Consider the following 24,013-nt stretch of genomic DNA (forward strand, 5'->3'; position numbering starts at 1 on the left):
GGCACGCACTCAGGGTGCGCCGAAGACGACGAGCCTCCGGCTCAGGCCGCTAGGACCAGCTGGGTGATGGCCCGTCGGGTTCTCCGTATGGCACCGGTCGGCCGGTGAAGGTGTCCAGGAGCATGCGGTCGCCGAGCGGCTTCCCCAGTTCCGCCTTCACGCTCTGTTCGGTCATGACGGCGGGGCAGGGGCCGCTCCGCTCCCCCGCGACGGAGGCGTACAGCACCACGCTCTCGTCCGTCTCCAGCGCCTTGACGACGGGGCCGTCGTCGCAGGATCCGTGTGTGGCCCTCAGCGTGACGCAGCGGCCGTCCGCCGCTGTCTCGGCCAGCCGGGCGACGACAGGCGTGAGACTGCCGGCAGAGCCTTGCCGAGCTGGTCCGATCGGCGACTTCGACAGCGAGAACGGCCACCACATCGACGACCCGTCCGAGGACGCCCTGTTCGACCTGATCAGCGAACTCAACGACGCGGACAGCACCTTCACCGTCATCCAGCAGTACCGGAAAAGGGCCGGCGGCCTCACTGAATTCCTTGCCTGAGTACTTCGCGCACGCGGGCGTGAAGTTGCAGTTGAGCACCTCCACGTCCGTCTTCCCCGCGTGCTGAAGACGGCCGCCTCATGATCGGTACTTCGACCGGGAAGGTGTGGCGCCCCTCAACCGCGTCGGCCCGGCGTGGAGCTGCGGAATCGTTGAAGCAGTTCAAGGGCCGGAGGACTGTCCGGATCAAAGCCGTGGATCCCATCCAACTCGGCGGGCACGTCCGGCCCCCACAGGCGGGCGCCATGGCACTGAAAGCAGAAGGCGATCTGGAAGAGCAGGTCGGTGGCGCTATGAGCACGGATGCCCCAGCCCGGGATGAAACAGCGGTGCAGCTCACTATCCGGAGCAGAGCTGATCAACGTCAGGGCGTTGCTGACCTGAGCCGCCTCCCAGATCGCGACATCGTCACCCACCAGGTTCGCGGCGCTGAGATGCCTCATTGGGTCGGTGATGCGGACGACCTCGATCAACTCGGTCTTCTCCTGAGCGGGCGGAAGCATCATGCGCACACACTCACTGATCAAGGCGCCGCGCACCAGGGGCAAGCAGACCTGGCGACAGCCAAGGTCCGCTTACAGGTTGTCCCGGTTGGTGTGCAGCTCACATTCCACGCTCGGGCCCGTAGGCCTCCTGGGTGCGTTGGCCCGGTCCTGTCGGCGGGTACTCGAGCTGAACGGGGCCCGGGTAGAACGCCGCGCTGTCCCAGCCGGCCATCTCCTCGCCGATCAGGTAGCGGTACAGCCACTCACAGCCACTCGGAGAAGCCCATCGCGTGTCCGACCCAGTCGCCTTCTGCCCCCTGTACCACCACGTCATCTGAGGACCCGTAGACCCGCGGCGCTCCGAAGACCGCGGCCCCCTGATCCGTGGCGGCGAGGGGGATGAGGCCCTCGGCGGTACCGAAGCTGAGCTGTGGGAGGTTGCAGAAGACGCGGGGATCGTCGTCTGGCCCCGTCCTGCCGGCATCCGCCCGCGACCGCAGGAACGTGGGCGAGTGGATCCGGCGGGCCGAACTGCGACCTGAGGCCGGTCCGCTCCTTCGCCGGCTTCCTCCGCCAGGACATCGATGCCGTCACCGCCGCACTCACCCTGTCCTGCAGCTCCGGCGCGGTCGAGGGCCACGTCTGCAGAATCAGGCTCCTCAAACGGGGCATGTACGGCCGCGCGTCCTTCGCACTCCTCCGAGCGCGGATTCTCACCCCACCGTGATGCCGGCCCCCGTGCCGAAACTCAGCTCGGGTTGCGAGGAGATGCGTTGCGCAGCCTCCAGATTTCCTTCCACTGTCGGGCGTGATCGGCCGCCAACAGCGGGTCGGGCGCGTCGGCCCGCCGCACCGCGAGGCTGACCCCGCATTCCCTGCACAGCTGATGGATCCGGTAGACGCCGTCGTGCCAGGCGCTGGTGTTGTCCCGGTTTCCGCATACACGGCACGTCAGCGCAGGAGCTTCACCGGGCGGGACCGACGATCGGAGCACCCGCTCGACGACCACTGGCAGCGGCTCGTCGGGATGGATTGTCGGCTCGGGGCAGTAGGCGATGTTCCCCCACCCACGCTGCCAGCCGCGCCAGGACTCGTCTGCCTTCACCTGCCGAAAGCCACGTGCTTTGTCCGCTCGGCGACTGTCGGCATAGGCACGTTCGTCGGCGAGCCAGAGCTGTCGGGCGTGGTGCAGCTCCTCGACGGCGCGTATCAGCGAGTTCGGATCCTTCTCCAGATTCTTGGGAATCCCCGCGCTGAGGCAGAGGTGGTGATAGGTGGCTCGGAAGCCATAGGGCGCGAAGTGGACGAGGCAACACCGCAGATTCGTATGCCGGACACGCGCGGGCAGGCCCTCGTCGTAGACCCGTCTCCGGTGCGTGTTGAAACTGCTCATCCCAGGACGCTACGGCCTGCGGAACACGGATCGCACTTCACTTTGACGGCCCAAGGTCTCGCCCCGGCAGTACCCCTCCCGAAACTGCTGCCAGAACCAATTTCGGGCACCCCCATCAGCGGCCACAAGGTTGCACACCGCACGTTCCCAGGCTGGTCCAGTACCCAAGCCCGAACAGCCGGCCGTCGGAGCGCGTACAAAAAACTCCTGTGCACCAGCTCGCACACCTCTGCGATCATCCCCGAATGGCGCTCAGTCTCGAATCGCTGGTCATCCGGCACACCCACCGCCTTGCCTCCCCCAAGGGCTCCGCCGGGGAAGGAGCCGCCGCCGCACGGCAGTTCGACGCGGCGCTGACGTCCGTGGGCTTCAAGCTCTCGGCGGAGCTGCTGGAGCGGCTGTCGGGGCTGTCCGAGGCCGCGGTCGTGCACACCGCCGGGCGAACGCTGCGCACCGTGAGCGAGATGGTGGGCGACCACGCTCAGCACAACGCGTACTTCATCGACTTTCCAGCGAACGTGCCGGACACCGAAGAGTTCTGGATGCGGTGTGTGACGAAGGCGCTCGGCGACGACAAGTCGCGCGAGAACGTGCTGACGCAGCTGGCGCACGGGGTGCTGGACCTGCTCAGCCTCCCCACGTACGGCCGCTACCAGCACACCTACGAGGAGATGCTCGCGGCGCAGGACGAGCTGATCGCCTCGGCGGGCGACCGGGTGACCGTCCTGCACCTCGGGCGGGACCTGGACGACGAACTCACGGACCTGTACCTGGCCTTGGCAGGCAGCACGACGCCACTGGGCGAGGACCACCTGCGCGACCTCAAGACCCTCGCCGAGCGGTGCGCGCCCGGCCCCCAGCCGGAGTCGATCCCGGTCCGGGAGAACCGGGCGGTCGTCAACGAGGCCCGTCTCGCTGTCGGCGCGAACCTCCTTCTGGACACCGTCACTGATGTGCTGCGGCTGGCCTGCGCGCTGTCGGGCGGCGACGTGACGCTGCAGGAGCCGACCCGGTTTCGGGCACTCTCGCGGCCGGCCCGCCGTGCGCTGCTGGCGGGCCTCGACGCCGTGGTCGCGGCGAACCCCGCCAAGCTGGCCGATGTGCACGCGCACCGCGAGCCTTTCAAGCGGCTCGGTGAGCGTCTGCACCCGCACGAGTACCCGCGCTGGCCGCACGCCGCCGATGTGTTCGCCGTAGCGCGCGGCGAGAAGGAGGCCCGGTCCTTCGACAGCCGTGTCGAGAAGCTGCTCGACGAGTTCGACGTCCTCGGTGCGGTGAAGCTGCTGGAGTCCGCTCCCGGCAAGCTGTTCCGCGCCTTGGACCTCCTGCTGCGTATCGCCGCCGGCCAGGAGGAGCGGGACGCGGTGGTGGCCGCCGCGGTACGGGTCGCCCCCGAGGTCTCCGGCCGGGTCGTGCTCTCGGTCCGCGAGCACTTCCACAACCGGGAGCGGGAGACCGACGAACCCCGCATCTTCGTCAACCGCCGGGGCCGCGCCTGGGTGACCCCCGACTACCGGCCGCCCGGCCCGGCCGCCGACCGCGATCGTCTGATCGCCGCCCTCGACGCCGAGCTGCGCCGCAGGCTCCCGGCGCCGGGCCGGCTGCTGCTCGGACCCGACGTCCTCGACGTGGCGCTCCCGCTCAGCGGCAGGGCGACCGCGGCCGGACTCGGCGTACTGCCGCGGGGTTCGGTCTCGGCGGTCGACGGCGAGCAGCTGCGCTTCTTCGTGTACTGGAAGGAGACCGAGAACCGGACCGACTACGACCTCTCGGCGCTGCTTCTCCACACCGACTACAGCACCGACTCCTGGCTCTCCTACACCTCCCTCAAGGCCGTCGGGGGCGAGCACTCGGGCGATGTCACCGAGGCGCCCGACGGGGCCTCGGAATTCATCAACCTGTCCCTGGACCGGGTACGCAGCACATTCATCGTTCCGCAGGTCAACATCTACGCCGGCGAGGGCTTCGAGGAGGTCGAGGAGTCGTTCTTCGGTTTCATGCTGCGCGACGGTGAGCAGAAGGGCCGGCCGTTCGAGCCGCGCACGGTGCGGATGAAGTCGGAGCTTCGCGGGGTGGGCCGAGTGGCGCTGCCGCTGGTGTTCCGGCGCGAGGACGACGGCCGGTGGCACGCGAAGTGGCTGCACCTGTATCTGAAGGCCATCTCGTCGGCCAACCGGGTCGAGGAGAACCAGGTGTCGGCGTCCAAGGTGGTGCGCGCCATCGTGGAGCGTGAGTACCTGACGGTGCGGTACCTGATCGGCCTGATGTCCGGCGGCGCCACGACCGTGGATCTGTGGGACGGCGGCCCGGTCCCGGACGAGCCCGTGATGTACATCGGTCTCGAACGTCCCGAGGGGCTGCACCCGGACTCCCGAGTCATCACCCTCGAAAATCTACGCGACTTGATCCCGGGCTGAGTGCTAGCGTTGCCCACGGCGAGGCCATGAAGGGGCTTCCTTCTCAATTCCTTTTCTGAAAACAAGTTCTTTCGCTTTCCTCGCCGTCGGCTTCGACTGGGAGGCGCCCGCGCGGCGCCTCCCAGTTTTCGTGTGCGCCGACGGCCATCACCCCGGAAAACGCACACGACTTGGTCCCGAGCCGACTGATAGCATTGCCTGAGGCGAGGCCATGAAAGGGCTTCCTTCTCCTCCGCCGTGAAAGCGGCTTAAATGCAAAGAGTCCCTTCGCTTTCCTCGCCCTTGACGTCGCTCCGGACGGTACCCGCGCTCACCGCTCGACTCCTCCGCCGCTCCAACCAGTACAAGGACGGCCACACCAACCAGGAGATCGCTGCCCAGCTGTTCCTCAGCCCACGCACGGTGGAATCGCATCGCACCTCGGCAACGTTACGCCCAGGAGGTCCTGATCGGCCTGGACGAGGCCGGGCTGCTGGAGCCCGACGTGCTCACCGAGGTGTGCGAACGGGTTCTGCTGAGACCGGAGAAGAAGCTGGTCCGCGCCCAGCTCACCCGGCTCGACCGCGCGGCCCGGCGGGAGACCGCGCGCGCCGCCCGGACCGTGCTCGATGCGGCGACGGCCCTCGACCACCGGGACGTCGACCTGCAGGAGCGCGCCCTCGACGTGATCGCCCGGCACCTCAGGGCCGCGGGCGACCGCGTACTGCCCGAGCTGCGCACGGCCGCCGCACGGATCAACCCCGCTCTCGCGGCACGAGCCGCCGATCTGCTTGGCATCGCCCCGGACCGGCTCACCGGCCAACTCACGGGCCAGTACGCCGACTTGCTGCCCGCCGTGTCCGAACCCCGCCCGGTGCCGGCGCCCATCGAGACGGGCGTCGAGGTCGCCGAGGAGCTCGCGGCGGTCGTCGCGAACGACAAGGACGTGGTGACGTTCGAACGTGTCCTAAACGGGCTGGTCCGGCACGCCCATCTCGACCGGGTCGCGCTGGCCCGGGCGTTGAAGCCGGTCATGCGCAAGGAACCCCGTGAGGCCGTCGGCTTCACCCAGTCCGACGTGTACGACGTGGCCGCGGCGCTGCGGGGCGACAAGCCGAGGGAGCGCGACTTCACCGCCCGCCTCAAATTCAACGCCTTCTCCCCGGCCGGGGAGCTGCTGAGGGCGCGCCTGGCCGAGGCGGTCGACATCATCAAGGCCGACGCGCAGCCGTTCCTGCTGGCCGTGCCGACCGACGCCACCGGTGCGCTGGACGCCGCCGAACTCGTGAGGCGTCTGTCGGTGCTCGACGGGCTGGGCATCACGCCCGCGCCGGTCGACCTGGCCCAGGCACTGCTGCGCGTCACCCCGACCGCGGACGAGAAGGTGCTGGGCGCGGCCGGGCGGCTGGAGTCCGACGCCGGGCAGCGGCTGGCGCGGTGGCTGCGCGAGGGCGGTCTGCCGCACTGGGAATCCGGTCCCGCGAACTGGCCCGACGCCCACTCGGGTGTGCACCTGGCGGACTGGGTGAGCCACATTCGCCCCGAGCCGGCCCCCGGTCCCCCGCTGCTCCCGGCCGCCGAGGCCCTGATCTGGCCGTACCGGAAGAGCGGTCTCTGCGACCCGATGGTCCCCTTCTGGCTCGCCCAGCTGCCACACCACCGCGAACTCGTGGTGGCACGGGCAGGGCGATCGAGGCGAACCGGGTGACCGCCTCCCTGCGTACGGCGGCCGAGACGGGCGCGTACGCCACCGTCTGGTCCGTGCTCGAAGTGGCCCTGCCCCGCCTGCTGCGCGACCCCGTGGTCCGGGGCACCGGAGCGCTGCTCGCCCTGGGCGTCGACTGCGCCTCGCGCTGCGCGGCGAAGGGCCGGATACCCGAGGTCACGACGGCCGCCGTGCGCACCGGGTCGAGCCAGGTGGTGAAGAACGCGCGGCTGCTGCGTGACGTACTGGGCTGAGCGGCCCTACCTCGCTGTCTCCGCAGTGATCTGGCCCCGAGTCGGATTCCTGACCTGCGGCGACCGGTTCAGCTGAGATGTGGAGGTGCAGGGAATCTCAGGTGACGTGGTCCCGGGCGGGTGAATGCCGGATGTGGTCTCAGCCGCTCTGGTCCGGCTCCGCCGTTTCGAACTGGGAACCCGCGAGCTTCCGTTTTTGAGTCGTGGCGGACATCCGAGGTGGGTCATGTCCCCAGCGTGACGCCGTACCGTCGGGTGTGGGTGTCTGTCGCCGAAAGGACCGGCGCGGCCTTCAACGATGTCTCGTAAAGGCGCCGTTCAGGGCATCGCATCGAGTGTTCTCACTACCTTGCGGGCATCGGCCGCGCCCGCTTTGTCACCGGCGGCCTTCATCAGCTCGGCGCGCCAGGAGCTACAAGCGTGCGCGACCGAGCGGGTTTCCAGGTCGATCACGGCGAACGGGATCAGCGCGGCCACAGTACCGGCCATCCAGGAGGAGAGGTCGAGCGTGAGCTCACGCAGGCCGTGACGCGCGCAGATCTGGGAGCAGATGAGGAGGACATACGCCCAGGACGGGCCGTGCTCGCCCATGTTGTGGCGCAGTTCGGGCGACTGCCGTTCGGACTGGTGCGCGTAGAGAACGTGGGCTTCCAGCCCCAGCCGCAGGCTCGCGGCCGGTTCGCGATCCCATGTCGCCGTTGCGGCGGCGGCGAACATGCCGGCGACCATGGGGGCGTCGTCGCTCGTGCACCGCAGGGACGACGTGACAAGAGAGCAGTCGGTGGCCGGGGCGGTCACCGCACGGGCGAATTCCCGGCTCAACTCGCCCGCCCGTTCATCACCTGCCGGTGTGACCTGCTTCAGCGCCCGGGCCAGTGTCATGTCGGCCAGCAGCGGCACGGGGGCCTCGATGCTGACGGACGGCACGCTGGGGCCGGCATCCTGGACCAGGCCTCGGGCGCTCGCTGCGATGCTGGACCGGCCGAACCGTTGGTGGATGTCAGCGGCGATCAGTCCGGCCTTCATGAAGGCGGGTACATACCTCGTGCGTGCGGCGGCAGTTCCATTGATCTCGTCACGCCGGTTGAGGAAGGTGCGGATCGCCAGGTCCGCGGCACCCACCGCGAGGTCGGGATCGCCCCAGCGGTGCAGCACCTCAGCGTGCTGTGAGAGTGCCCTCGCCATGTCCACCGTGAACGGGTCATTGTCCTCGAAACGCTCCAGCCAGGCCTGAAGCCCGTTCTCGGCACTCACCAGAGCCGACGCGCCCTGCCCGCCGCGCAGCTTCTCGACAGCATCGTCGAGCTGCCGCTCGGGATAGCCCGTTTCGACGTGACTCACGTTGCCCCGCCCCGCTGCCGACGCCAACTCCCGCCATAAATATAGGATGTTGACCCTTGCCTGAGGGAGTGCGGTGCCTCGACGAGATCGGGCCGGGCGGTGTGTGCGGCTGCCGTGGCCGCCGCCCGGGCGGGGTCACGTCGTGTGGACGCCGGGGGCGGGTTCAGCGTCGTAGACCGCAGGGCGTCGGGCCGCCTCACGATGCCTTTGCCGTCGGCCGGGAGCACCAGCAGCGTGTTGGCGGTGCACGGCGCGGGGATGCGGGCCCGGCAGAAGGCACCGATATCCACCGCGGCCTGGACGGCCAGCCGGGTCCTCGACCTGCCGTTTGCCGATCACCGGCCCGCAGCGGCGCATGAGCGCCGTCGGCGCGGTGTCGAACGAAGAACACGCCGGCTCCAGGACCGCGTCAGGCGAAGTCCCGGCGGCGGCCCACCGGGACCGCGAGCAGGTACAGCGGCGGCAGGAGCGCGGCTGCGCACACCGTCCACAGGGCCGCGTGCGTCCCCGCGTACGTGGCGAGCAGGCCGGCGGTGAGGGCGCCGACCGGCTGGGCGCCCCAGGAGATGAAGCGGACGGTGGCCATGACACGGGAGAGGAGCTCGGGCGGGGACTCGGTCTGGCGATGGGTGCGGGTGGTGATCGACCCGATGACGACGCCGAAGGCGAAGCCGGCGTTGCCCAGGGCGAACCAGTATGCGTCGGCTGCGGACGTGGTCAGCGGGGCCAGCAGGGCGGCAGCTCCGCCGGCCAGCGCGGTCCCGACGAGCCCCCTGGCGGTGCCGAACCGACGGGTCAGCCGGACCGCCAGGGCGGATCCGGCGAGCGCGCCGACTCCGTCCATGGCGAGCACCATGCCGAGTTGTACGGGCGTCAGTCCGGCCTCACGGACCAGGTAGAGGGGTGTGAGGGCGACCAGGGCGGCGCAGACGAAGTTGGTGGCGGTGGCCCAGAGCATGCAGGGCAGCATCACTGGGTGCCGCGTCACGTACGTCCAGCCCTCGCGGATCAGCCGGAGGGTGCCGTCGCCGGTGCGGGCGGCGGGACGGCGCTCGGGGAGGGTGCGCAGCAGCACGGCGGAGAGCAGGTAGCTGGCTGTGTCCACGAGGAGCGCGCCGACCGGGCCTGCGGCGTGCACGAGGAGGCCGCCCCCGGAGGGCCCTCCGGTCTCGGTGACGGCGTGCGTGCCGGACATCAGGCTGTTGCGGTCGGCGAGTTGCCGGGCCGGGACGATGGCGGGCAGAAAGGTCGAGTTGCCGATGTCGAAGAGTACGGTCGCGGCGCCGGTGACCAGCGCGGCGAGCAACAGGTGCGGGTAGCTGAGCCGGTCGAGCCACCAGGCGAGCGGGAGGGATCCGACGGCGACGAACCGTACGAGATCGAGGGTGACTTGGAGGCGGCGGAGCGGGACGCGCTGGGCGATCACTCCGGCCGGGAGGCTGAGCAGCAGCCAGGAGATCTGTCCGGCGGCGGCGAGCAGGGCGGCCTGGAGCGCGGTGGCGTCGAGGACTGTGAGGGCGACCAGGGGCAGAGCCAGGGCGGTGACGGCGGTGCCCGCGTCGCTGACGGTGGCAGCGGCCCAGTAGCGCCAGAAGACGGCCGGGGGCGAGGTCGTGTGGTGGGTGCTGCGGCGATCGCGCTCCGGGACCGTCGGTGTCTCGCTCATACTGCGCCCATCCCCCGTGAGTCTCTTATGGGAACTTACATGCTGCGATTGAGTTCCTATCCGGAACTGACCTCATGGCGCAAGATGGCTTCAAAGACCGGACGTTGTATCCGCAAGACAGGAGACCCATGGTCAGGTCGGTGCCCGAGCGGGACGCCGCCTGTGCGATCGCGCAGGCGGCGGCGGTGGTCGGCGACTGGTGGAGCCTGCTCCTGGTTCGGGAGACCGCACGCGGGCACCACCGGTTCGACGCGCTTCAGGAGGAGTTGGGGATCTCCCGGAAGGTGCTGACCGAGCGTCTTGCGCACCTGGTGGAGGCGGAGGTCCTGGAGAAGGTGCCGTACCAGAGTGGCCCGGTGCGCTACGAGTACCGGCTGACGGAGAGCGGGCGGGGGCTGCTGCCCGTGCTGCTCTCGATGCAGGACTGGGCGGACCGCTGGCTGCTCGGCGACGGCTCGCTGAGCGGCACGGCCGACGAGGAGAGTGCGGAGGCGCTGCGGGTGGCGGGCCTGGTGGGCGAGCGGCTGCCGCGCCTCGAACTGCCGGGGCACCGGGACGGTGAGCCGCTGGACCCGGTGGCCGAGGCCGCGGCCACCGTCCTGTTCTGCTACCCGGCGACCGGTCGCCCCGGCCCGCTGCCGGACGGCTGGGCCGACATCCCGGGCGCCATCGGCTGCACACTGGAAAACCGGCTGTTCAGGGACGCGTACGACGACTTCCGCGCGGCGGGCGCCGAGGTGCGCGGCGTGAGCACTCAACGTCCTGACGAGCAGCGGGTGTTCGCGGTCGAGGAGGGCATCCCCTTCACCCTGCTCTCAGACGTCGACCTGCGCCTCGCCGCCGCTCTGCGGCTACCAGTGTTCCGTGCCGGGCAGGCACTGCGGCTGAAGCGGGCGGTGCTGGTGGTGGACCGCGAACGCGTGGTGCGCCAGGCGCGCTTCCCGGTGACGGACATCCCGGGGGCAGTGCGCGAGGCGCTGGCGGTGGTACGGCGGGTGGCGGCGGGGCGCTGAAGAGGGGCGGGCGCGGGGACAGCCCCGGGCATGCCCGCCGAGTCCGTCACGGCGACAGCCGCTCCCACCCCGCCAGCCGTCCCCCGGAGTTGCTCCGCACCTGACGGGGCCTGCCGTGCCGTGCACCTGATCCCCGCAGTCCCCGCAGTCCCCGCAGTCCCCGCAAAGGAGCCACACCCAGGGATCTTCTTGGTGATCTTCTCGGCGTCGGTGAGCAGGGCGTCGATCGCGGCTCCGCGGATGGCGCGGGAGGGGGGAACCGACCGGCGTCGGTTACTCGCCCGCCAGGCCGCTGCAGCACTTCGCTCGTGGCGTGCCGCTCCAGCACGGCTGGACGGTCCAAGAGCTGTGGTGGCAGGTCCCGGATGACTTCCCACAGTTCACCGTGGACGACCGGATCGCGTGGGTGGAGCGGCAAGTCACCCAGGCCATCGACGCCGGGGCAGGAGCCTGCCGCCTCCTCGTCGGCAAGTCCCTGGGCTCACTCGCCTGCGGCGTCGCAGCCGATCGGGACATCGCGGCAGCCTGGCTCACTCCTGTCCTGACCACCGACCATGTGGCCCGTGCTCTCCCGCGAGCCAAAGCGCCGACTCTCCTCATCGGCGGTAGCGCCGACAACCTGCGGGATTCACGGATCGCCGAGTCCCTACGGCACGACGTCCTGGAGGCTCCCTCAGCGGATCACGCCCTGGAGCTCGCGGACGACGCCGCGGGATCCGTTGACGTATCGCAGCAAGCCGTCTCACGACTGGACCGCTTCATCGGCTCTCTCGGTTGTGAGAAATCACTGGACAAGATCGCCCGGACAGACGGGGAACTGGGATGCCGGTGGCCTTGACCGCCTTGACCGCCTTGGCGAACTCGGCGTCGACCCGCTCCTGCCGAGCGCGCGGCCGGGTTCGCCGGTCCGCGTGCGCGACGATTTCAGCCACGGGCGCGAGGTCAGCGTTCCCCCTCGGCGTCACTGCTCGCCGTGCCGGTCAGGATCGCGCTTGCGACGACGTCGAAGAGGTGATCGGCACGTGGCGCGAGCGAGCGTTGATCGCCGAGCCAAGCGAGCGCCTCTACCAGCGCGAACAGATCGACGCCGTCGATGTCGGCCCGCGCCATGCCCGCGGCCTGGGCGCGGGTGAGGAGCCGCGCACCGGCCGCGCGCAGAGTGACGCACGAAGCGTGGAGTGCGGACTCGGTGTCCTCGATGGCGGCTGCCATCAGCACGACCGCGCCCCGATACTCGGTTGTCCACGCGACGCAGTCGCGTAGCCACGTGACGAGGGCATCGCCGGGCGAGCTGGACGTTTCGAGGGCGCCTGCCTTAGCGGTCAGCTCGTCGAAGCTCGTATGGAGCAGGGCATCGAGCAGCGCCTCACGCGTCGGGAAGTGACGCAGCAGCGTCGCGAGTCCGACATCGGCCCTGCGCGCGATGTCGCGCAGTGACACGTCGACGCCCTGCTCGGCGATGGCGGTGCCCGCTACTGCGAGCAGGTGATCGCGGTTCTTCCTGGCGTCGGCCCGCATCTGTCCCCCTTGACTATTCGGATCAGTGGTCCATATATTCGGATCAGTGGTCCGGGTATATGGACCACCGATCCGAATAAGCCTATCCCGCGCCGCGGGCGGCGGACGAGTCCCCCTCCGGCCGTCACCGCCGTCCGCCGCAGCAGCCGGGTGCGGCGAGGCACTCCGGCTGCGACCACTACCTGTCGAACCGGTGACGCATTGGGCGTAATCCATCGACGTCAAGAAACAAGGACACCCCCCATGAATCTGAAGCTCGAAATGATCGTGCTGCCCGTCTCCGACATCGACCGGGCCAAGGCCTTCTACGAGAAGGTCGGATTCCGCCTGGACGTCGACCACACGGCCAGCGAGGACATCCGGGTGGTGCACTTCACGCCGCCCGGCTCCGAGTGCTCGATCATCTTCGGCGAGGGGATGACACCCATCGCACCCGGCTCGTTCCAGGGCCTGTACCTCATCGTCTCCGACATCGAGGAGGCCCGCGCGGAGCTCGCCGGCCGCGGCATCGAGGTCAGCGAGATCTTTCACGACGCAGGCGGCCTCTTCCACGGCCACGAGGACGGGGACGTCACCCACCGCGGCCCCGGCCAGGAGCGGCGGGCCGGCCTGCACCCCGAGCGCGCCTCCTACGGCTCCTTCCTCACCTTCAGCGACCCGGACGGCAACGGCTGGGTGCTCCAGGAAATCTCGCAGCGCCTCCCCGGCCGCTGACAACCCCGCAAGCCACCGTCCAAGCGCTGCAACGGGCCGTGTCCGGCCGGATGGCAGCCGGTCCGGCCCAGCGGTTCCCGCGGTCCGGGCCGAAGGCCGGCACCACACCGCAGGGCGAGGGCAAGCCTGCTCTCCGCCGCCCGGCGGCCCGGCGGACACGGGCCCGCGCCGGCCGAACGGGCGCCGCGGGCGCCGCGGGCGCCGCGGGCGCCGAGAGATGGCTTGGCCGCCGGGGCCGTCCGGCGGCGGGGAACGGCAAGCGCGGTCGGCAATGGGCCGCGGCCGCCGGAGTGTCCGACCGAGTCACGGAAGCAATAAGGAACGAAACAGTGAGGAACGCAGCAGTGAGGAACGCAGCAGTGAGGAACGAGACACCCCGCACCTACGACGTGATCGTCATCGGCGGGGGTCCGGTCGGCGAGAACGTGGCCGAACGCGCCCGCGCCGCAGGGCTCAGCACCGTGATCGTGGAGCGCGAACTCCTCGGCGGCGAGTGCTCGTTCTGGGCCTGCGACCCGAGCAAGGCGCTGCTGCGGCCGGTGGTGGCACGTGCCGACGCGAGCCGCGTACCCGGACTCAGCCCGGCGGTGGCCGGTCCGCTGGACGTCGAGGCGGTCCTCGCACACCGCGACAAGATGTCCTCGTACTGGAAGGACGAGGACCAGGTCGACTGGCTGAACTCGGTCTCCGTCGACCTCATACGCGGCCACGGCCGCCTCACCGGCCCCAAGCAGGTGGCCGTGCAGACCCCCGAGGGCGACACCATCGCCCTGACCGCCCGGCACGCCGTCGCCGTCTCCACCGGCACCCGCGCCGCCCTGCCCCCCATCCCCGGATTCGACACCGTGCGCCCCTGGACCAGCCGCGAGGCCACCAGCGCCGACAAGGTGCCCGGCCGCCTCGCCGTCGTCGGCGGTGGTGTGGTGGCCGTCGAGATGGCCACCGCCTGGCAGGCCCTCGGCTCCCAGGTGACCATGCTGGTCCTCGAGAACGGGCTCCTCGAGCGGATGGAGCCGTTCGCCGGCGAACTGGTCGCCGACGGACTGCGCGAAGCGGGCGTCGACATCCGCTTCAGCACCACCGTCACCTCCATGGCCCGCGAGGGCGGCGGGGACGGCGAGGTGCGGATCACGCTCTCCCACGGCGGACAGCTGGCCGCGGACGAGATCCTGCTGGCGACCGGCCGCGCCCCGCAGACCCGCGACGTCGGCCTGGAGACCGTCGGTCTCACCCCCGGCGACTGGCTGACCGTCGACGACACCTTCCGTGTCATCGGCGTCGACGGCGGCTGGCTCTACGCTGTCGGCGACGTCAACCGCCGCGCCCTGATGACGCATCAGGGCAAGTACCAGGCCCGGATCGCCGGCACCGTCATCGGCGCCCGCGCCAAGGGAGAGCCCATCGACGACGCCCCCTGGGGCGCGCATGTCGCCACCGCCGACCACGCGGCCGTCCCCCAGGTCGTCTTCACCACCCCCGAGGTCGCCTCCGTCGGCCTGACCAGCCGCGAGGCCGAGCAGAGCGGGCGCCGCATCGAGGTCGTCGACTACGACCTCGCCCGCGTCGCCGGCGCCCACCAGTACGGCGAGGACTACCGCGGCCGGGCCCGCATGCTCATCGACACCGACCGCAACACCGTGGTGGGCGTCACCTTCGCCGGCCCCGGCGTCGGGGAACTGGTGCACTCAGCCACCATCGCGGTCGCCGGCGAGGTACCCCTCGACCGGCTCTGGCATGCCGTCCCCGCCTTCCCCACCCTCGGCGAAGTCTGGCTGCGGCTGCTGGAGACCTACCGCGGCTGAGCATTTACGGCCCGCCCGCGCCCCCCTGCCGCAGGCGCGCCAATCGAACGATTCCGCACTCAGCGCCCCTTCAGGACATCGCCCTCCTATTCCTCAACATTCAGGTGATTTCATTCACCACACTAGTTCATTGTTCAACTACATGTCGATGCGTAGCTTTGACAGCGCCTAAAGAACGGCAGGTCCGCCATCGCAACCATGAGCGGCGGACACTGCAAGGAGGAAAGACCATGAAGAAGCTCATGCGGCGTATCGCGACCGCGAGCGTTTCCGCGGTATTCGTCGGAGGCACACTCCTCGCCACCGGCGGCTCCGCGGCGGCGGCCACTCTTCCCGATGGCGGGCTCACTCCCGCCCGGGTCGTCGTGACCGCGGACACGAAGACCACCAGCCTGGACAGCGGCCAGGTCGCACAGCACCGCCTCGACCCCTGGGTACAGGGCCAGCTGCTGGCGTTCAACCCCTGGATCCAAGATCAGCTGGCGCTGTTCGCCCACTACGGCGACCTCGGTCATCGGTAATGCGCGATCGACTCTCACGGGAGGGCGTGCACGTGGCGATACGACCACGGGCTGCGGTCCCGAACCCGCGCGAGGAAGGGCGACAATCCGCTTCGAACCGGTGAGCAGGGACCACCCTGACGGGGCCCTGGCCCTGAACGACCTCAGCTTCGAGGCCGGGTCAGGACGGATCCGGTCCTGATGGGGCCCTCCGGATACGGCAAGACCACGTCGCCGCGCATGAGCAACCGCATGATCGAACCCGACTCGGGCCGGATCCCGCCGAACGGTCGGGACACCGCCACCATCGCCGCACATGGGGGTCCGGCCCTGGTGGCCGGACCCTCACTCGTCTCACCGGTTGCCGTTGTAGTACAGGATGTCCCAGTGGGAACCTTCCCTGGCGTAGACGTTGCCTGCCGGGGACTTGTACATCTTCGCGTTGTCACCACCCCGCCGTCCCGCGTAGCGGAAGTTGCCGATGATGTAGTTGTCCGCGCACTGGTTCGGGCTGACGTCCACCTTGTAGCCGTTCCAGTGGCTGTAGGTGCCCGGCGAATGTCCCTTCTCCGTACCACCGGTGATGTTCACCGTGCACCTACTGGCCTTCTTGAACGCGATCACACCCGCGATGGTGGCTTTGTTGATCTGCGTGAAGGAGGTACAGGTGCTCCTGTTCCGGTCACTGCAGCGACCGGACGAGGACCAGGTGATGCCCGCTTGCCTGAGCTGCTGCGCGGCGGCTTCGTGCGTAGGGTACTTCGCCGGATCAGCGCTGACAGAGGGCACTGCCGCTGCGAGCATCCCAGCAGCCAGCAGGGACGCGCACGCCGTCAGAGTGGCATGGTGCTTCATCAACAGGGCTTCCTTCCGGATCGGGGTTTTGACCCCTGCACCCTGTCCGCACCTTCTGCCCAACGAACTTCTCACTCAGGGGCGCGATATGGCATCAGGCGCACTGCCCTGCCGCTCGCGCGCCGTAACTCCGCATCAACACTCCGATCATCCGATCGAACCCGCACGGAACGCCCGAGTGACAGCGGCTCACCGCTGTGCGATCAAGCAGTACTTCAAGGAAACGCGGGCAACGAGCAATGCTCAGGACCTGCGGATCGGGGCTCGGGGCTCGGGGCTCGGGGCTCGGGGCTCGGGGCTCGGGGAGCACGCGAAGGGCGTACCTTCCCGAGTGATCGAGCCGAAGTCGACGCGAACACAGCCGAGTTGGCCGACCAGCGCCACAAGGACGGCCGCCGTCTGATGGTGCGCAACAGCCACCACCAGCCGCGGGAGGTGACCACCGCCGCCGGGACAACCGAGGTGAAGGCCCCGCGCGTGAACGACAAGCGCGTCGACGAGGCCACGCGTGAGCACAAGCGGTTCTCCTCGGCGATCCTGCCGCCCTGGTGCCGCAAGTCCCCATAGATCAGCGAGATGCTGCCGCCGGCGACTTTGCGCCCGCGCTCGAGCAGTGCCTCGGCAGCTCGGCCGGGCTCACGCCCGCCACGGTCACTCGGTTGACCGGCCATTGGCAGGCCGACCACAGGGCCTTCGGCGAACGTGACCTGACGGGCAGCGACTACGTCTACGTCCGGGCCGACGGCATCCACCTGCGCATCCGCCTGGCCGAGTCCTGCGTCCTGGTCGTCGTGGGCGTGCGCGCGGACGGCACCAAGGATCTGCTTCTGCAAGGCCCTCGCGGAGGTGTTCCCCGAAACCCGCCACCAGCGGTGCTGGGTTCACAAAACGGCCGATGTCCTCAATGCTTTGCCTGCGTCGGCCCAGGCCGTCGCCGCGTTCGAGAGACGTACGGCGCGAAGTGGCCCAAGGCCGCCCGGGAGATCACCGACGACGTTGACGAACTGCCGGCGTTCTACGACTTCCCGGCCGAGCACTGGGTTCACCTGCGCACGATGAATCCGCCGAACGCCCCGAGACCCTCGCGGCATGACCGACCTCAACCACCCTCACGGTATTGACAATTCCCTACTTGAAGGCCCGCGCCTACCTGAGTGTGGAGTCGGGTCGCTCACCTGTTCCTACAGGTCGGCAATGACAAGGCGGTAGCCGACGTCGAGTGTTTCGCGGTCGAGGAGGTCGGCATGACGTTCGTGCCACAGGCCGGAAGACAGGTCGTCGGACAGCCGGGCCAAACCCGGACGGAGGACCTTCTCGCCAGTCTGGGCGAGCATCGAAATGCCGGCTCGCACTTCCGGATCAAGGTAGGCCTCAGGTCGGCGCCAGAAGGCGGCGCCGAATCCGTCGGTGCAGTCATGCGGGACTGGAACCGTCTCGATGCGGGCGCCTCCCAGCAGTGCAGCCAGCCGGTCGACCGCGACGGCCCGCGTGTCGTCGAACGCGGCTACCTCCGGCAGGTACTCGTCCACCAGCCAGAACCTGCGGAATGTGATCTGGTCCCAGGTGAAGATGACGATGCGCCGCCGGGCGATCCGAAGCAGTTCCCCGATACCGGCTTCCAGGTCGGTCCAGTGGTGCACGGTCAGGAGGGCCATCACCGCGTCGGCCGAGTCGTCGGCGAGAGGGATCGACTCCGCGGATGCCTGCAGGGTCCGCGCGGATCCGGCCGGACGCTGGGCGATCATCACTGAACTGGGTTCAACTGCCAGCACCGTTTGCGGCGGTTCGTAGGAGCCGGTGCCGGCACCTACGTTGATCACCGTCGCAGCACTGCCGAGCGCCGTGTGGATCTTGACAGCGACCCGGGGATCCGGTCGTCGGGTTTGACTGTAGGTCGCACCAATGCCGTCATAAGTCGTCACGACGACAGTATGCCGCTTCGCCCATGACCATCTGCCGCTGCCGGTGAACCATCCACAGGTATTGGCAATTTCTCACGGGCAACAGCGTCGGAGTTCCTCGGGCCAGTTCCGGAACGGGTCGGCGAGGGTGAGGTTATGCCGGACTGCCCAGGACCGGGAAGACGGTGCGGACACGGGCCGCCGTGGACGGCTGCAGCAGCGAGTAGGCGTAGAGCATCGCAACGTTCGAAGCCCTGCGGAGCCTGGCCCCAGCCCTCCCAGTCCAGGATCCGCAGGGGCGCAGTGAGGTTCGCCCAGTGGCGGTCCGTGGCAAGGGCCTGGGGCCGGCGAGGCCGAATGCAGTGGTGCTGCATGCGTGCTCACTCTTGGTACCCGACGTTGCCGCTCGTGTCTTCGAAACGTTCGCCGCTGTGCTCGACACCCCGCCCGGCCCGTCAGACCCAGTTGTTCGCCGCGGCGGAACTGCTGGTGACGGTCGGACAGGGTGATCATCCCGATCTTGAAGGCCCGTTGCGTCAGCAGGGCGACCGCGGCTCGCGGCAGGCGGCATCGGCTGACGGCCAGAGCCTGTCCCACCGATCGTCTGGACAGACTCAATCGCCCCGTACATGGGCGTGCAGGTGCATGTCGTGTCGGCCGTCGTCGTGCACAGCGGCGCTGCGCTTGGTGCCCTCCAGGCGATAGCCGGCTCTTGTGGCGACCCGGCATGAGGCTTGGTTTCGGGTCGAGTGGTCCAGTTCCAGGCGGTGAAAGCCGACTTCATCCACGGCCCAGGTAGTGAGCGCCGCAAGGGCGAGCGTGGCTACGCCGGAACCGCGGGCGGCCGGAAGTGTCCAGTACGCGACACCGGCAGTGCCGTCGTCGAAGTCCATGCCACGCAGTGCGATCCGGCCGAGCACGTCGCCGCCGTCACGGGTGACAGCCCAGTGGCCCCCCTTCTCGTGTTCCCAGTCCTGGCGGTAGGCCTCGAACCACTCCCGCACCTGGACCTCGGATGCGGGGCGGCGCGTGTGCCAGCGCCGGATCTCCTCGTCCTGGTACGCGGCGAGGAATGCTGGCGTGTCGGCCCCTCTCCACGGCCGTAGCAGCAGGCCTCGGGCAGCCGTAAGCACGGGCTGCGGAGAGGCGGCGAGGAAGCCTGGGGTGATGACGGACGGCGTCGAGAGGGCGCGAGTCATAAGCCATGGTCACCCGGCGGTTGCCCCACTCGTCAAGGTCCGGCATGACAGCGATGATCGGCCGGACACGCCCTAACGGACGGGCTGCGGACGGCGCCTATTGGGGATCGGCCGGACCGTGTCTCCGGGCTGGCTCTGCTCTCGCAGCTGCTGGTTCTCGACTTCAAGGACGTAAATCGTTGCAAGGAACAGCCGCTCCAGCAAGGCGTCGTCGATGGCCGGCGCGAAGCAACTGGCCACGAACTGCCGGGCCGGACCCGGACGGCAAGGCCTCGCAGCCGTGGGAAACGAGACCGCGGGTCAGGTAGTGGGCGATGAAGGCCCGCGGATGACGATCGGTTCTACGGCGCGGGCGCGGGCGCGGGCCGTAGCGAGCTCGACCTCGTCGCGGGTGACTTCCTTGTAGAAGGGTTCCCCGTGGGCGTCGGTGATGTCGATGACGATGCTGGTCCACTCCTCGGCGGGCTCCTCGGGTACATGCCCGAGCTGGTATTCGGCATCCCGGAGCAGTTCCTCCGTCACCCGAACCCCGGTCAGACGTTCGGCGAGGGCGAAGACCGCCGCTTTGGTGTCGACGCGCCCGTTCGTCTCGCCCTCGTCGTCCGACAGTTCGAAACCGACGTCACGCATCGCCGAGTTGAGGGCATCGGGCGTGCTGCCGCCCCTGTCTGTGGGCCACTCGAAGGTGGTCCGGAGTTCGCCGTCCTCATACCAGTGGAAGAAGTGCATGGGCTTGCCTCCATTGCTGGAGTGCACCGCGGCGCACCCGCCGGCCGACAGGGCCTCCAGGAAGCGCGGCTGCATCCCCATGCCCCCGTCTCCTACGTGCAGGACGAGCGTCCAGTCGCCACCTTCGCCCGGGACGGTGAACGCGCCCGCGATGAAGGACTCGTCCCAGTAGTCCGTCGGGGCGAGCAGTTCATCCTGCCGCCCGATCAGCGCGTCCGCTCCTGTGCATGTGCCCTGCGGCTCCGCCTCCATCACCCGCAGCACCTCCCTCGGGGCGACGCCCCGCACCAGGGTCAGGGTGTACCCGGTCTCAAGTGCGTAGCGAAACAGCGGAGAGGAACGTATCCAGGCATAGTCATGTGCGGTCACCGATGTCATGCACCGCAGTCTGCCTGCTGCCACTGACAAGACCGCCCCGCCTCGTACGTCCTCGGCCGTCACGGCAACGGATCTGAGTACGCCGTACAGGAACGCTCCCCATCGCCTGATCTTCGCAGGGAATCCCGGCCTTCAGACCGGGCGGGAATGCGATCCTTGATCCGGAGGCGCGAAGCGCCGGAGTTCTCTGCGTCTTCGGGGATGACGGTCAGACTGGCCGCTTCTGGTTCTCGATGTAGTCCTTGACGATGCTCAGCGGTGCGCCGCCGCAGGACCCCGCGAAGTACGACGGGGACCAGAACACGGACCCCGTGCCGATCCGGTTGATCCGGCCGGTGTACTCCGCCCGCAGGTATCGGGAGCTGACGCCCTTGAGGGAGTTGACGAGCTTGGACAGGGCGATTTTCGGCGGGTAGTGCACGAGCAGGTGGACGTGATCGCCTTCGCCGTTGAACTCGTGCAGCTGGGCGCCGAAGCTCTCACACACGTCCCGCATGATCGCCTCGCAGCGCGTCAGCATCTCGTCGTTGAAGACCTCTCGCCGGTACTTCGTGACAAACACCAAGTGGGCATGCAGGTTGTAGATGACATGGTTTCCCCGTCGGATATCGGGATCTGGTTCCCAGCGTGGTGACATACGCCAAGTGTAGTAGGATCAAGCGAACCTGGCCGGAGGGGGTGGGCTGGATGATCCGTGCGTACAAGTTCCTCCTGCGGCCCACCGTCCGCCAGGGGCAGGCGCTGGGCGAGATGCTGCGGGATCACTGCTCCCTCTACAACGGGGCCTTGCAGGAACGCCGCGACGCCTACCGGCACGTGTCGAAGACGAGCGTCAAGTACGGGCAGCAGTCCGCTCAGTTGAAGGAGATCCGGGCGTTCGACCCGGAACGTCAGGGCCGCTGGTCGTTCTCCTCGCAGCAGGCGACACTGCGCCGACTGGACAAGGCGTTCGCCGCGTTCTTCCGCCGGGTCAAGTCCGGCGACACGCCCGGCTACCCGCGCTTTCGTGGGGTGAACTGGTTCGACGCGGTCGAGTTCCCCAAGGACGGCGACGGCTGCCGGTGGGACTCCACCCCGCACGACCCCGTCACCCGCGTCCGTCTCCAGGGCGTTGGCCACGTCAAGGTCAACCAGCATCGCGCCGTGGTCGGCAAGGTCAAGACGGTGTCCGTGAAACGCGAGGGCCGTAAGTGGTTCGTCGTGGTCACTGCCGAGCAGGGCCAGCCCGAACCGCTGCCCGCGACCGGCTCCGCGGCCGGCATCGATCTGGGCATCGCGAGCTTCCTCGCCGACTCGAACGGCGGGTTCGTGCCCAACCCGCGCCACGGCCGCCGTGCGGCCGCCAAGCTCGAAGCAGCGCAGCAGGCTCTGTCCCGGTTCCCGCGCTGCAAGGCGAAGGACCGCACGGCCAACCACCGGCGCGCGGTGGAGAAGGTCGCCCAGCTGCACGGCAAGGTGCGTCGCCAGCGGCTCGACCACGCGCACAAGACCGCGCTCGGCCTGGTCCGCGCACACGACTTCATCGCGCACGAAGACCTCAAGATCCGCAACATGAGCAAGGCCCCCGCACCGAAACCCGACCCCGGCCGGCCGGGCACCTTCCTGCCCAACGGGGCCGCCGCGAAGGCCGGACTCAACAAGTCGATCAACGATGCCGGATGGGGGGTGTTCCTGACGATCCTGCACGCCAAGGCTGAAAGCGCCGGACGGGAAGTGATCGCCGTCGACCCCCGCAACACCTCCCGCACCTGCCCCGCATGCAGGCACACCGCCAAGGAGAACCGGCCCACACAGGAAAAATTCCACTGCGTCGCCTGCGGCCACCACGCGCACGCCGACACGGTGGGAGCACTCAACGTTCTACGGGCCGGGCTGGTCCGTCGCGACGCCAACCCGGCGTAACGAGAAGCCCCCGGCTTCAGCCGGGGGAGGAGTCACCTCGACAAGGAACAGACGGGCGGCGAGCCGGCGCTCCCGGCCCGGTTGCCGCCGCCCGCATCACCTCACCACGCCCCGCTGCCGATGCCCCGCCGACACGTACGCGCGTTCGGGTGAGCCCGCGTCCGGAGCGGGTCGCGACGCCGCCCGCCAGTCTCACAAAGCGGCTTCGGGCGCTGAAGTGAAGAGGCCGCCGAGCCGGGACTCAGCCTGCTCCACGGCTCCGCCGCCCGCGCCGAGGATGCGGTGACCAATTCGGCCAACTAGCCTCCTTCTAAGGCCAGTTGGGCCATTCTTGTCTGCTCGCGGGTCGACACGCTTCGGTGGGCGGCTGATACGTTGAACCGTGGCCCAACACGACGGACGCAAAGCCGATCCACAAGGGCCGGAGCCCACCCCGCTGTGGCGGAACCGGGACTACAACATCTGGTGGTCCGGGGTGGCGGTGTCGAGGCTGGGCACCAGTGTTTCCACCTTGGCGTTCCCGTTGCTGGTGCTGGCTTCCACCGGGTCCGCCGCCGCTGCCGGGGGTGTCGGTACCTGCGGCAGTGTGGGTCTGGTGGCCGGTCTGCTGCCCGCGGGGGTGGCCGCCGACCGCTATCCGAGACGTGCTCTGCTGATCGGGTCCTCACTGGTCCAACTGGCCGCCATGGGTGTCGTCTTCGGGATCGTGGCCGCCGGGCGCCTGTGGCTGCCGCTGATCGCGGTTGTGGCGCTGGTGCAGGGTCTGGCGTCGGCGGCGTTCGCCGGCGCGGCGGCACCGCTGGTGAAACGCATCGTCCCCGCGTCACAGGTCAGGACCGCCTTCGCCCGGGTCGAGGCACGTGACTACGGTGCCCAGCTGGCCGGAGCACCGCTCGGCGGGGCGCTGTTCTCATGGGCGCGCTGGGCGCCGTTCCTCGTGGACGCCCTGTCTTTCGGGGCCGTCGCCCTCGCCTGCCTGTTCCTGCGCACCCCCCTGGGACCCGACGCCACCGAGCGGTCCGCCGGCCGCCCTGCGCTGCGCCGCGACCTGGGCGCGGGGCTGGCGTTCATCCGGGGCAGCGCGTTCCTGCGGTACGCACTGCTGTGGATGGCGTTGATGAACCTGTTCTTCACCGGAATCGGTTTCATGTTCGTCGTCACGTTGCGGCACCACGGCGCGTCGCCCTCGCAGATCGGCGCGGCCGAGTCGATCGCCACCGCGTGCGGTCTCGGCGGCGCGCTCGCCGCTGGATGGGTCGTGCGACGCCTGTCCGGCTACCGGATCATCCTGATCGTCTCCTGGATGGTCGCCGCGGGCGTCGGCGGGATCGTGCTGCTGGCGTCCCGGCCGTGGCTGGCGGCCCTGTGTCTGGGTGCGAGCATCCTCTTCGTGACTCCGCTGAACGTCGTGTTCGCCAGTGGCATGGTGGCGATGGTTCCGGACGCGATGACCGCACGCGTCATGACATCGGCGAACATGGCCTCGCAGTCGTGCGGCTGGCTCGCCCCGGTGGTGTGCGGCGCGCTGGCGGACGGTCTCGGAGTCCAGGTCCCTCTGATCGCCATCGCCGTCGGCCTGGCGCTGCTGGCGGTCGCCAACCATGTCGTGCCGGTCGTGCGCCAGTTGGGCCAGCCGCCGGAGGGCGGCGGGGAATCGGAGTCCCGCGCCGACCCGGACGGGCAGAGCGTCGTGTGAGACGGGCCGCCGGGCCGGGGCTCG

21 protein-coding genes and 2 pseudogenes are annotated in these 24,013 nt (G+C 69.3%); 13 read left to right on the plus strand and 10 right to left on the minus strand.

All coding sequences use genetic code 11. The features are described 5' to 3' along the window. Positions 1-122: 122 nt before the first annotated feature. Entirely contained in the window at positions 123-542 is a 420-nt protein-coding gene (locus OG568_RS00365; protein ID WP_329536654.1) for a hypothetical protein, read from the plus strand. A 116-nt stretch (positions 543-658) separates the two neighbouring features. Here the strand turns inward: OG568_RS00365 and OG568_RS00370 are convergent, their stop codons facing one another. After that, positions 659-1,015, minus strand: coding sequence for a hypothetical protein (locus OG568_RS00370; protein ID WP_329529760.1), 357 nt, complete (start codon positions 1,013-1,015; stop codon positions 659-661). Between the two features lie 760 nt (positions 1,016-1,775). Beyond that, complete coding sequence (locus tag OG568_RS00380; protein ID WP_329529761.1) at positions 1,776-2,420, minus strand: hypothetical protein; 645 nt, start codon at positions 2,418-2,420, stop codon at positions 1,776-1,778. Positions 2,421-2,665: 245 nt separating this feature from the next. Here OG568_RS00380 and OG568_RS00385 point away from each other — a divergent pair, with 245 nt between their 5' ends. The 4 genes and pseudogenes from OG568_RS00385 (at position 2,666) to OG568_RS00395 (ending at position 6,775) form a co-directional block, all read left to right on the plus strand. Beyond that, positions 2,666-4,837, plus strand: a complete 2,172-nt coding sequence (locus tag OG568_RS00385) for a TerD family protein (protein WP_329529762.1) — start codon at positions 2,666-2,668, stop codon at positions 4,835-4,837. A 252-nt stretch (positions 4,838-5,089) separates the two neighbouring features. Further along, positions 5,090-5,251 (plus strand): annotated as a pseudogene (locus OG568_RS61175) (LuxR C-terminal-related transcriptional regulator); the annotation flags it as partial. A gap of 70 nt (positions 5,252-5,321) precedes the next feature. Next, positions 5,322-6,524, plus strand: coding sequence for a DUF6493 family protein (locus OG568_RS00390; protein ID WP_329529763.1), 1,203 nt, complete (start codon positions 5,322-5,324; stop codon positions 6,522-6,524). After that, positions 6,521-6,775 (plus strand): hypothetical protein, encoded by a 255-nt coding sequence (locus tag OG568_RS00395; RefSeq protein WP_329529764.1) that lies wholly within the window; start codon positions 6,521-6,523, stop codon positions 6,773-6,775. The genes OG568_RS00390 and OG568_RS00395 overlap by 4 nt, the downstream gene beginning before the upstream one ends. Positions 6,776-7,093: 318 nt before the next feature. On the opposite strand, the gene OG568_RS00400 is transcribed toward OG568_RS00395, so the two are convergent. After that, positions 7,094-8,116, minus strand: a complete 1,023-nt coding sequence (locus OG568_RS00400) for a hypothetical protein (RefSeq protein ID WP_329529765.1) — start codon at positions 8,114-8,116, stop codon at positions 7,094-7,096. Between the two features lie 409 nt (positions 8,117-8,525). After that, entirely contained in the window at positions 8,526-9,782 is a 1,257-nt protein-coding gene (locus tag OG568_RS00405; RefSeq protein WP_329529766.1) for an MFS transporter, read from the minus strand. Between the two features lie 128 nt (positions 9,783-9,910). Here OG568_RS00405 and OG568_RS00410 point away from each other — a divergent pair, with 128 nt between their 5' ends. Next, complete coding sequence (locus OG568_RS00410) at positions 9,911-10,795, plus strand: winged helix-turn-helix transcriptional regulator (protein WP_329529767.1); 885 nt, start codon at positions 9,911-9,913, stop codon at positions 10,793-10,795. Between the two features lie 313 nt (positions 10,796-11,108). Beyond that, positions 11,109-11,633 (plus strand): alpha/beta hydrolase, encoded by a 525-nt coding sequence (locus OG568_RS00415; protein WP_329529768.1) that lies wholly within the window; start codon positions 11,109-11,111, stop codon positions 11,631-11,633. A gap of 104 nt (positions 11,634-11,737) precedes the next feature. Here OG568_RS00415 and OG568_RS00420 read toward each other — a convergent pair whose 3' ends face one another. After that, positions 11,738-12,313 (minus strand): TetR/AcrR family transcriptional regulator, encoded by a 576-nt coding sequence (locus tag OG568_RS00420; RefSeq protein WP_329529769.1) that lies wholly within the window; start codon positions 12,311-12,313, stop codon positions 11,738-11,740. 243 nt (positions 12,314-12,556) lie between these two features. On the opposite strand from OG568_RS00420, the gene OG568_RS00425 reads away from it, so the two are divergent. The 3 genes from OG568_RS00425 to OG568_RS00435 all read left to right on the plus strand — a co-directional run bounded on the left by OG568_RS00425 (position 12,557) and on the right by OG568_RS00435 (position 15,350). Continuing rightward, positions 12,557-13,027, plus strand: a complete 471-nt coding sequence (locus tag OG568_RS00425) for a VOC family protein (protein WP_329529770.1) — start codon at positions 12,557-12,559, stop codon at positions 13,025-13,027. A 359-nt stretch (positions 13,028-13,386) separates the two neighbouring features. Then, positions 13,387-14,829 (plus strand): dihydrolipoyl dehydrogenase family protein, encoded by a 1,443-nt coding sequence (locus OG568_RS00430; RefSeq protein ID WP_329529771.1) that lies wholly within the window; start codon positions 13,387-13,389, stop codon positions 14,827-14,829. Positions 14,830-15,059: 230 nt separating this feature from the next. Next, a complete protein-coding gene (locus OG568_RS00435; protein WP_266638831.1) occupies positions 15,060-15,350 on the plus strand; it encodes a hypothetical protein in 291 nt (96 codons plus the stop codon). Positions 15,351-15,683: 333 nt separating this feature from the next. On the opposite strand, the gene OG568_RS00440 is transcribed toward OG568_RS00435, so the two are convergent. Further along, a complete protein-coding gene (locus tag OG568_RS00440) occupies positions 15,684-16,184 on the minus strand; it encodes a hypothetical protein (RefSeq protein WP_443077499.1) in 501 nt (166 codons plus the stop codon). Between the two features lie 336 nt (positions 16,185-16,520). Between OG568_RS00440 and OG568_RS00445 the strand changes: the two are divergent. Next, positions 16,521-17,245, plus strand: a pseudogene (locus OG568_RS00445) (transposase); the annotation flags it as partial. Positions 17,246-17,365: 120 nt separating this feature from the next. On the opposite strand, the gene OG568_RS00450 reads toward OG568_RS00445, so the two are convergent. From OG568_RS00450 to tnpA, 4 genes are all read right to left on the minus strand, one after another. Continuing rightward, positions 17,366-18,106: a class I SAM-dependent methyltransferase gene (locus OG568_RS00450; protein WP_329529773.1), complete on the minus strand. Its 741-nt coding sequence runs from the start codon at positions 18,104-18,106 to the stop codon at positions 17,366-17,368. A 593-nt stretch (positions 18,107-18,699) separates the two neighbouring features. Continuing rightward, positions 18,700-19,284, minus strand: a complete 585-nt coding sequence (locus tag OG568_RS00455) for a GNAT family N-acetyltransferase (protein WP_329529774.1) — start codon at positions 19,282-19,284, stop codon at positions 18,700-18,702. Between the two features lie 300 nt (positions 19,285-19,584). Further along, the gene (locus OG568_RS00460; RefSeq protein ID WP_329529775.1) at positions 19,585-20,391 is read right to left on the minus strand and encodes a DUF6461 domain-containing protein; all 807 of its coding nucleotides are present in this window, start codon (positions 20,389-20,391) and stop codon (positions 19,585-19,587) included. Positions 20,392-20,599: 208 nt separating this feature from the next. After that, positions 20,600-21,028, minus strand: coding sequence for an IS200/IS605 family transposase (tnpA, locus tag OG568_RS00465; protein WP_329529776.1), 429 nt, complete (start codon positions 21,026-21,028; stop codon positions 20,600-20,602). A 50-nt stretch (positions 21,029-21,078) separates the two neighbouring features. On the opposite strand from tnpA, the gene OG568_RS00470 reads away from it, so the two are divergent. Beyond that, a complete protein-coding gene (locus OG568_RS00470) occupies positions 21,079-22,293 on the plus strand; it encodes an RNA-guided endonuclease InsQ/TnpB family protein (protein WP_329529777.1) in 1,215 nt (404 codons plus the stop codon). A 382-nt stretch (positions 22,294-22,675) separates the two neighbouring features. Next, complete coding sequence (locus tag OG568_RS00475; RefSeq protein ID WP_329529778.1) at positions 22,676-23,989, plus strand: MFS transporter; 1,314 nt, start codon at positions 22,676-22,678, stop codon at positions 23,987-23,989. Positions 23,990-24,013: the final 24 nt, after the last annotated feature.

Origin of the sequence: Streptomyces sp. NBC_01450 (genome assembly GCF_036227505.1) — a bacterium.
Classification (GTDB): domain Bacteria; phylum Actinomycetota; class Actinomycetes; order Streptomycetales; family Streptomycetaceae; genus Streptomyces.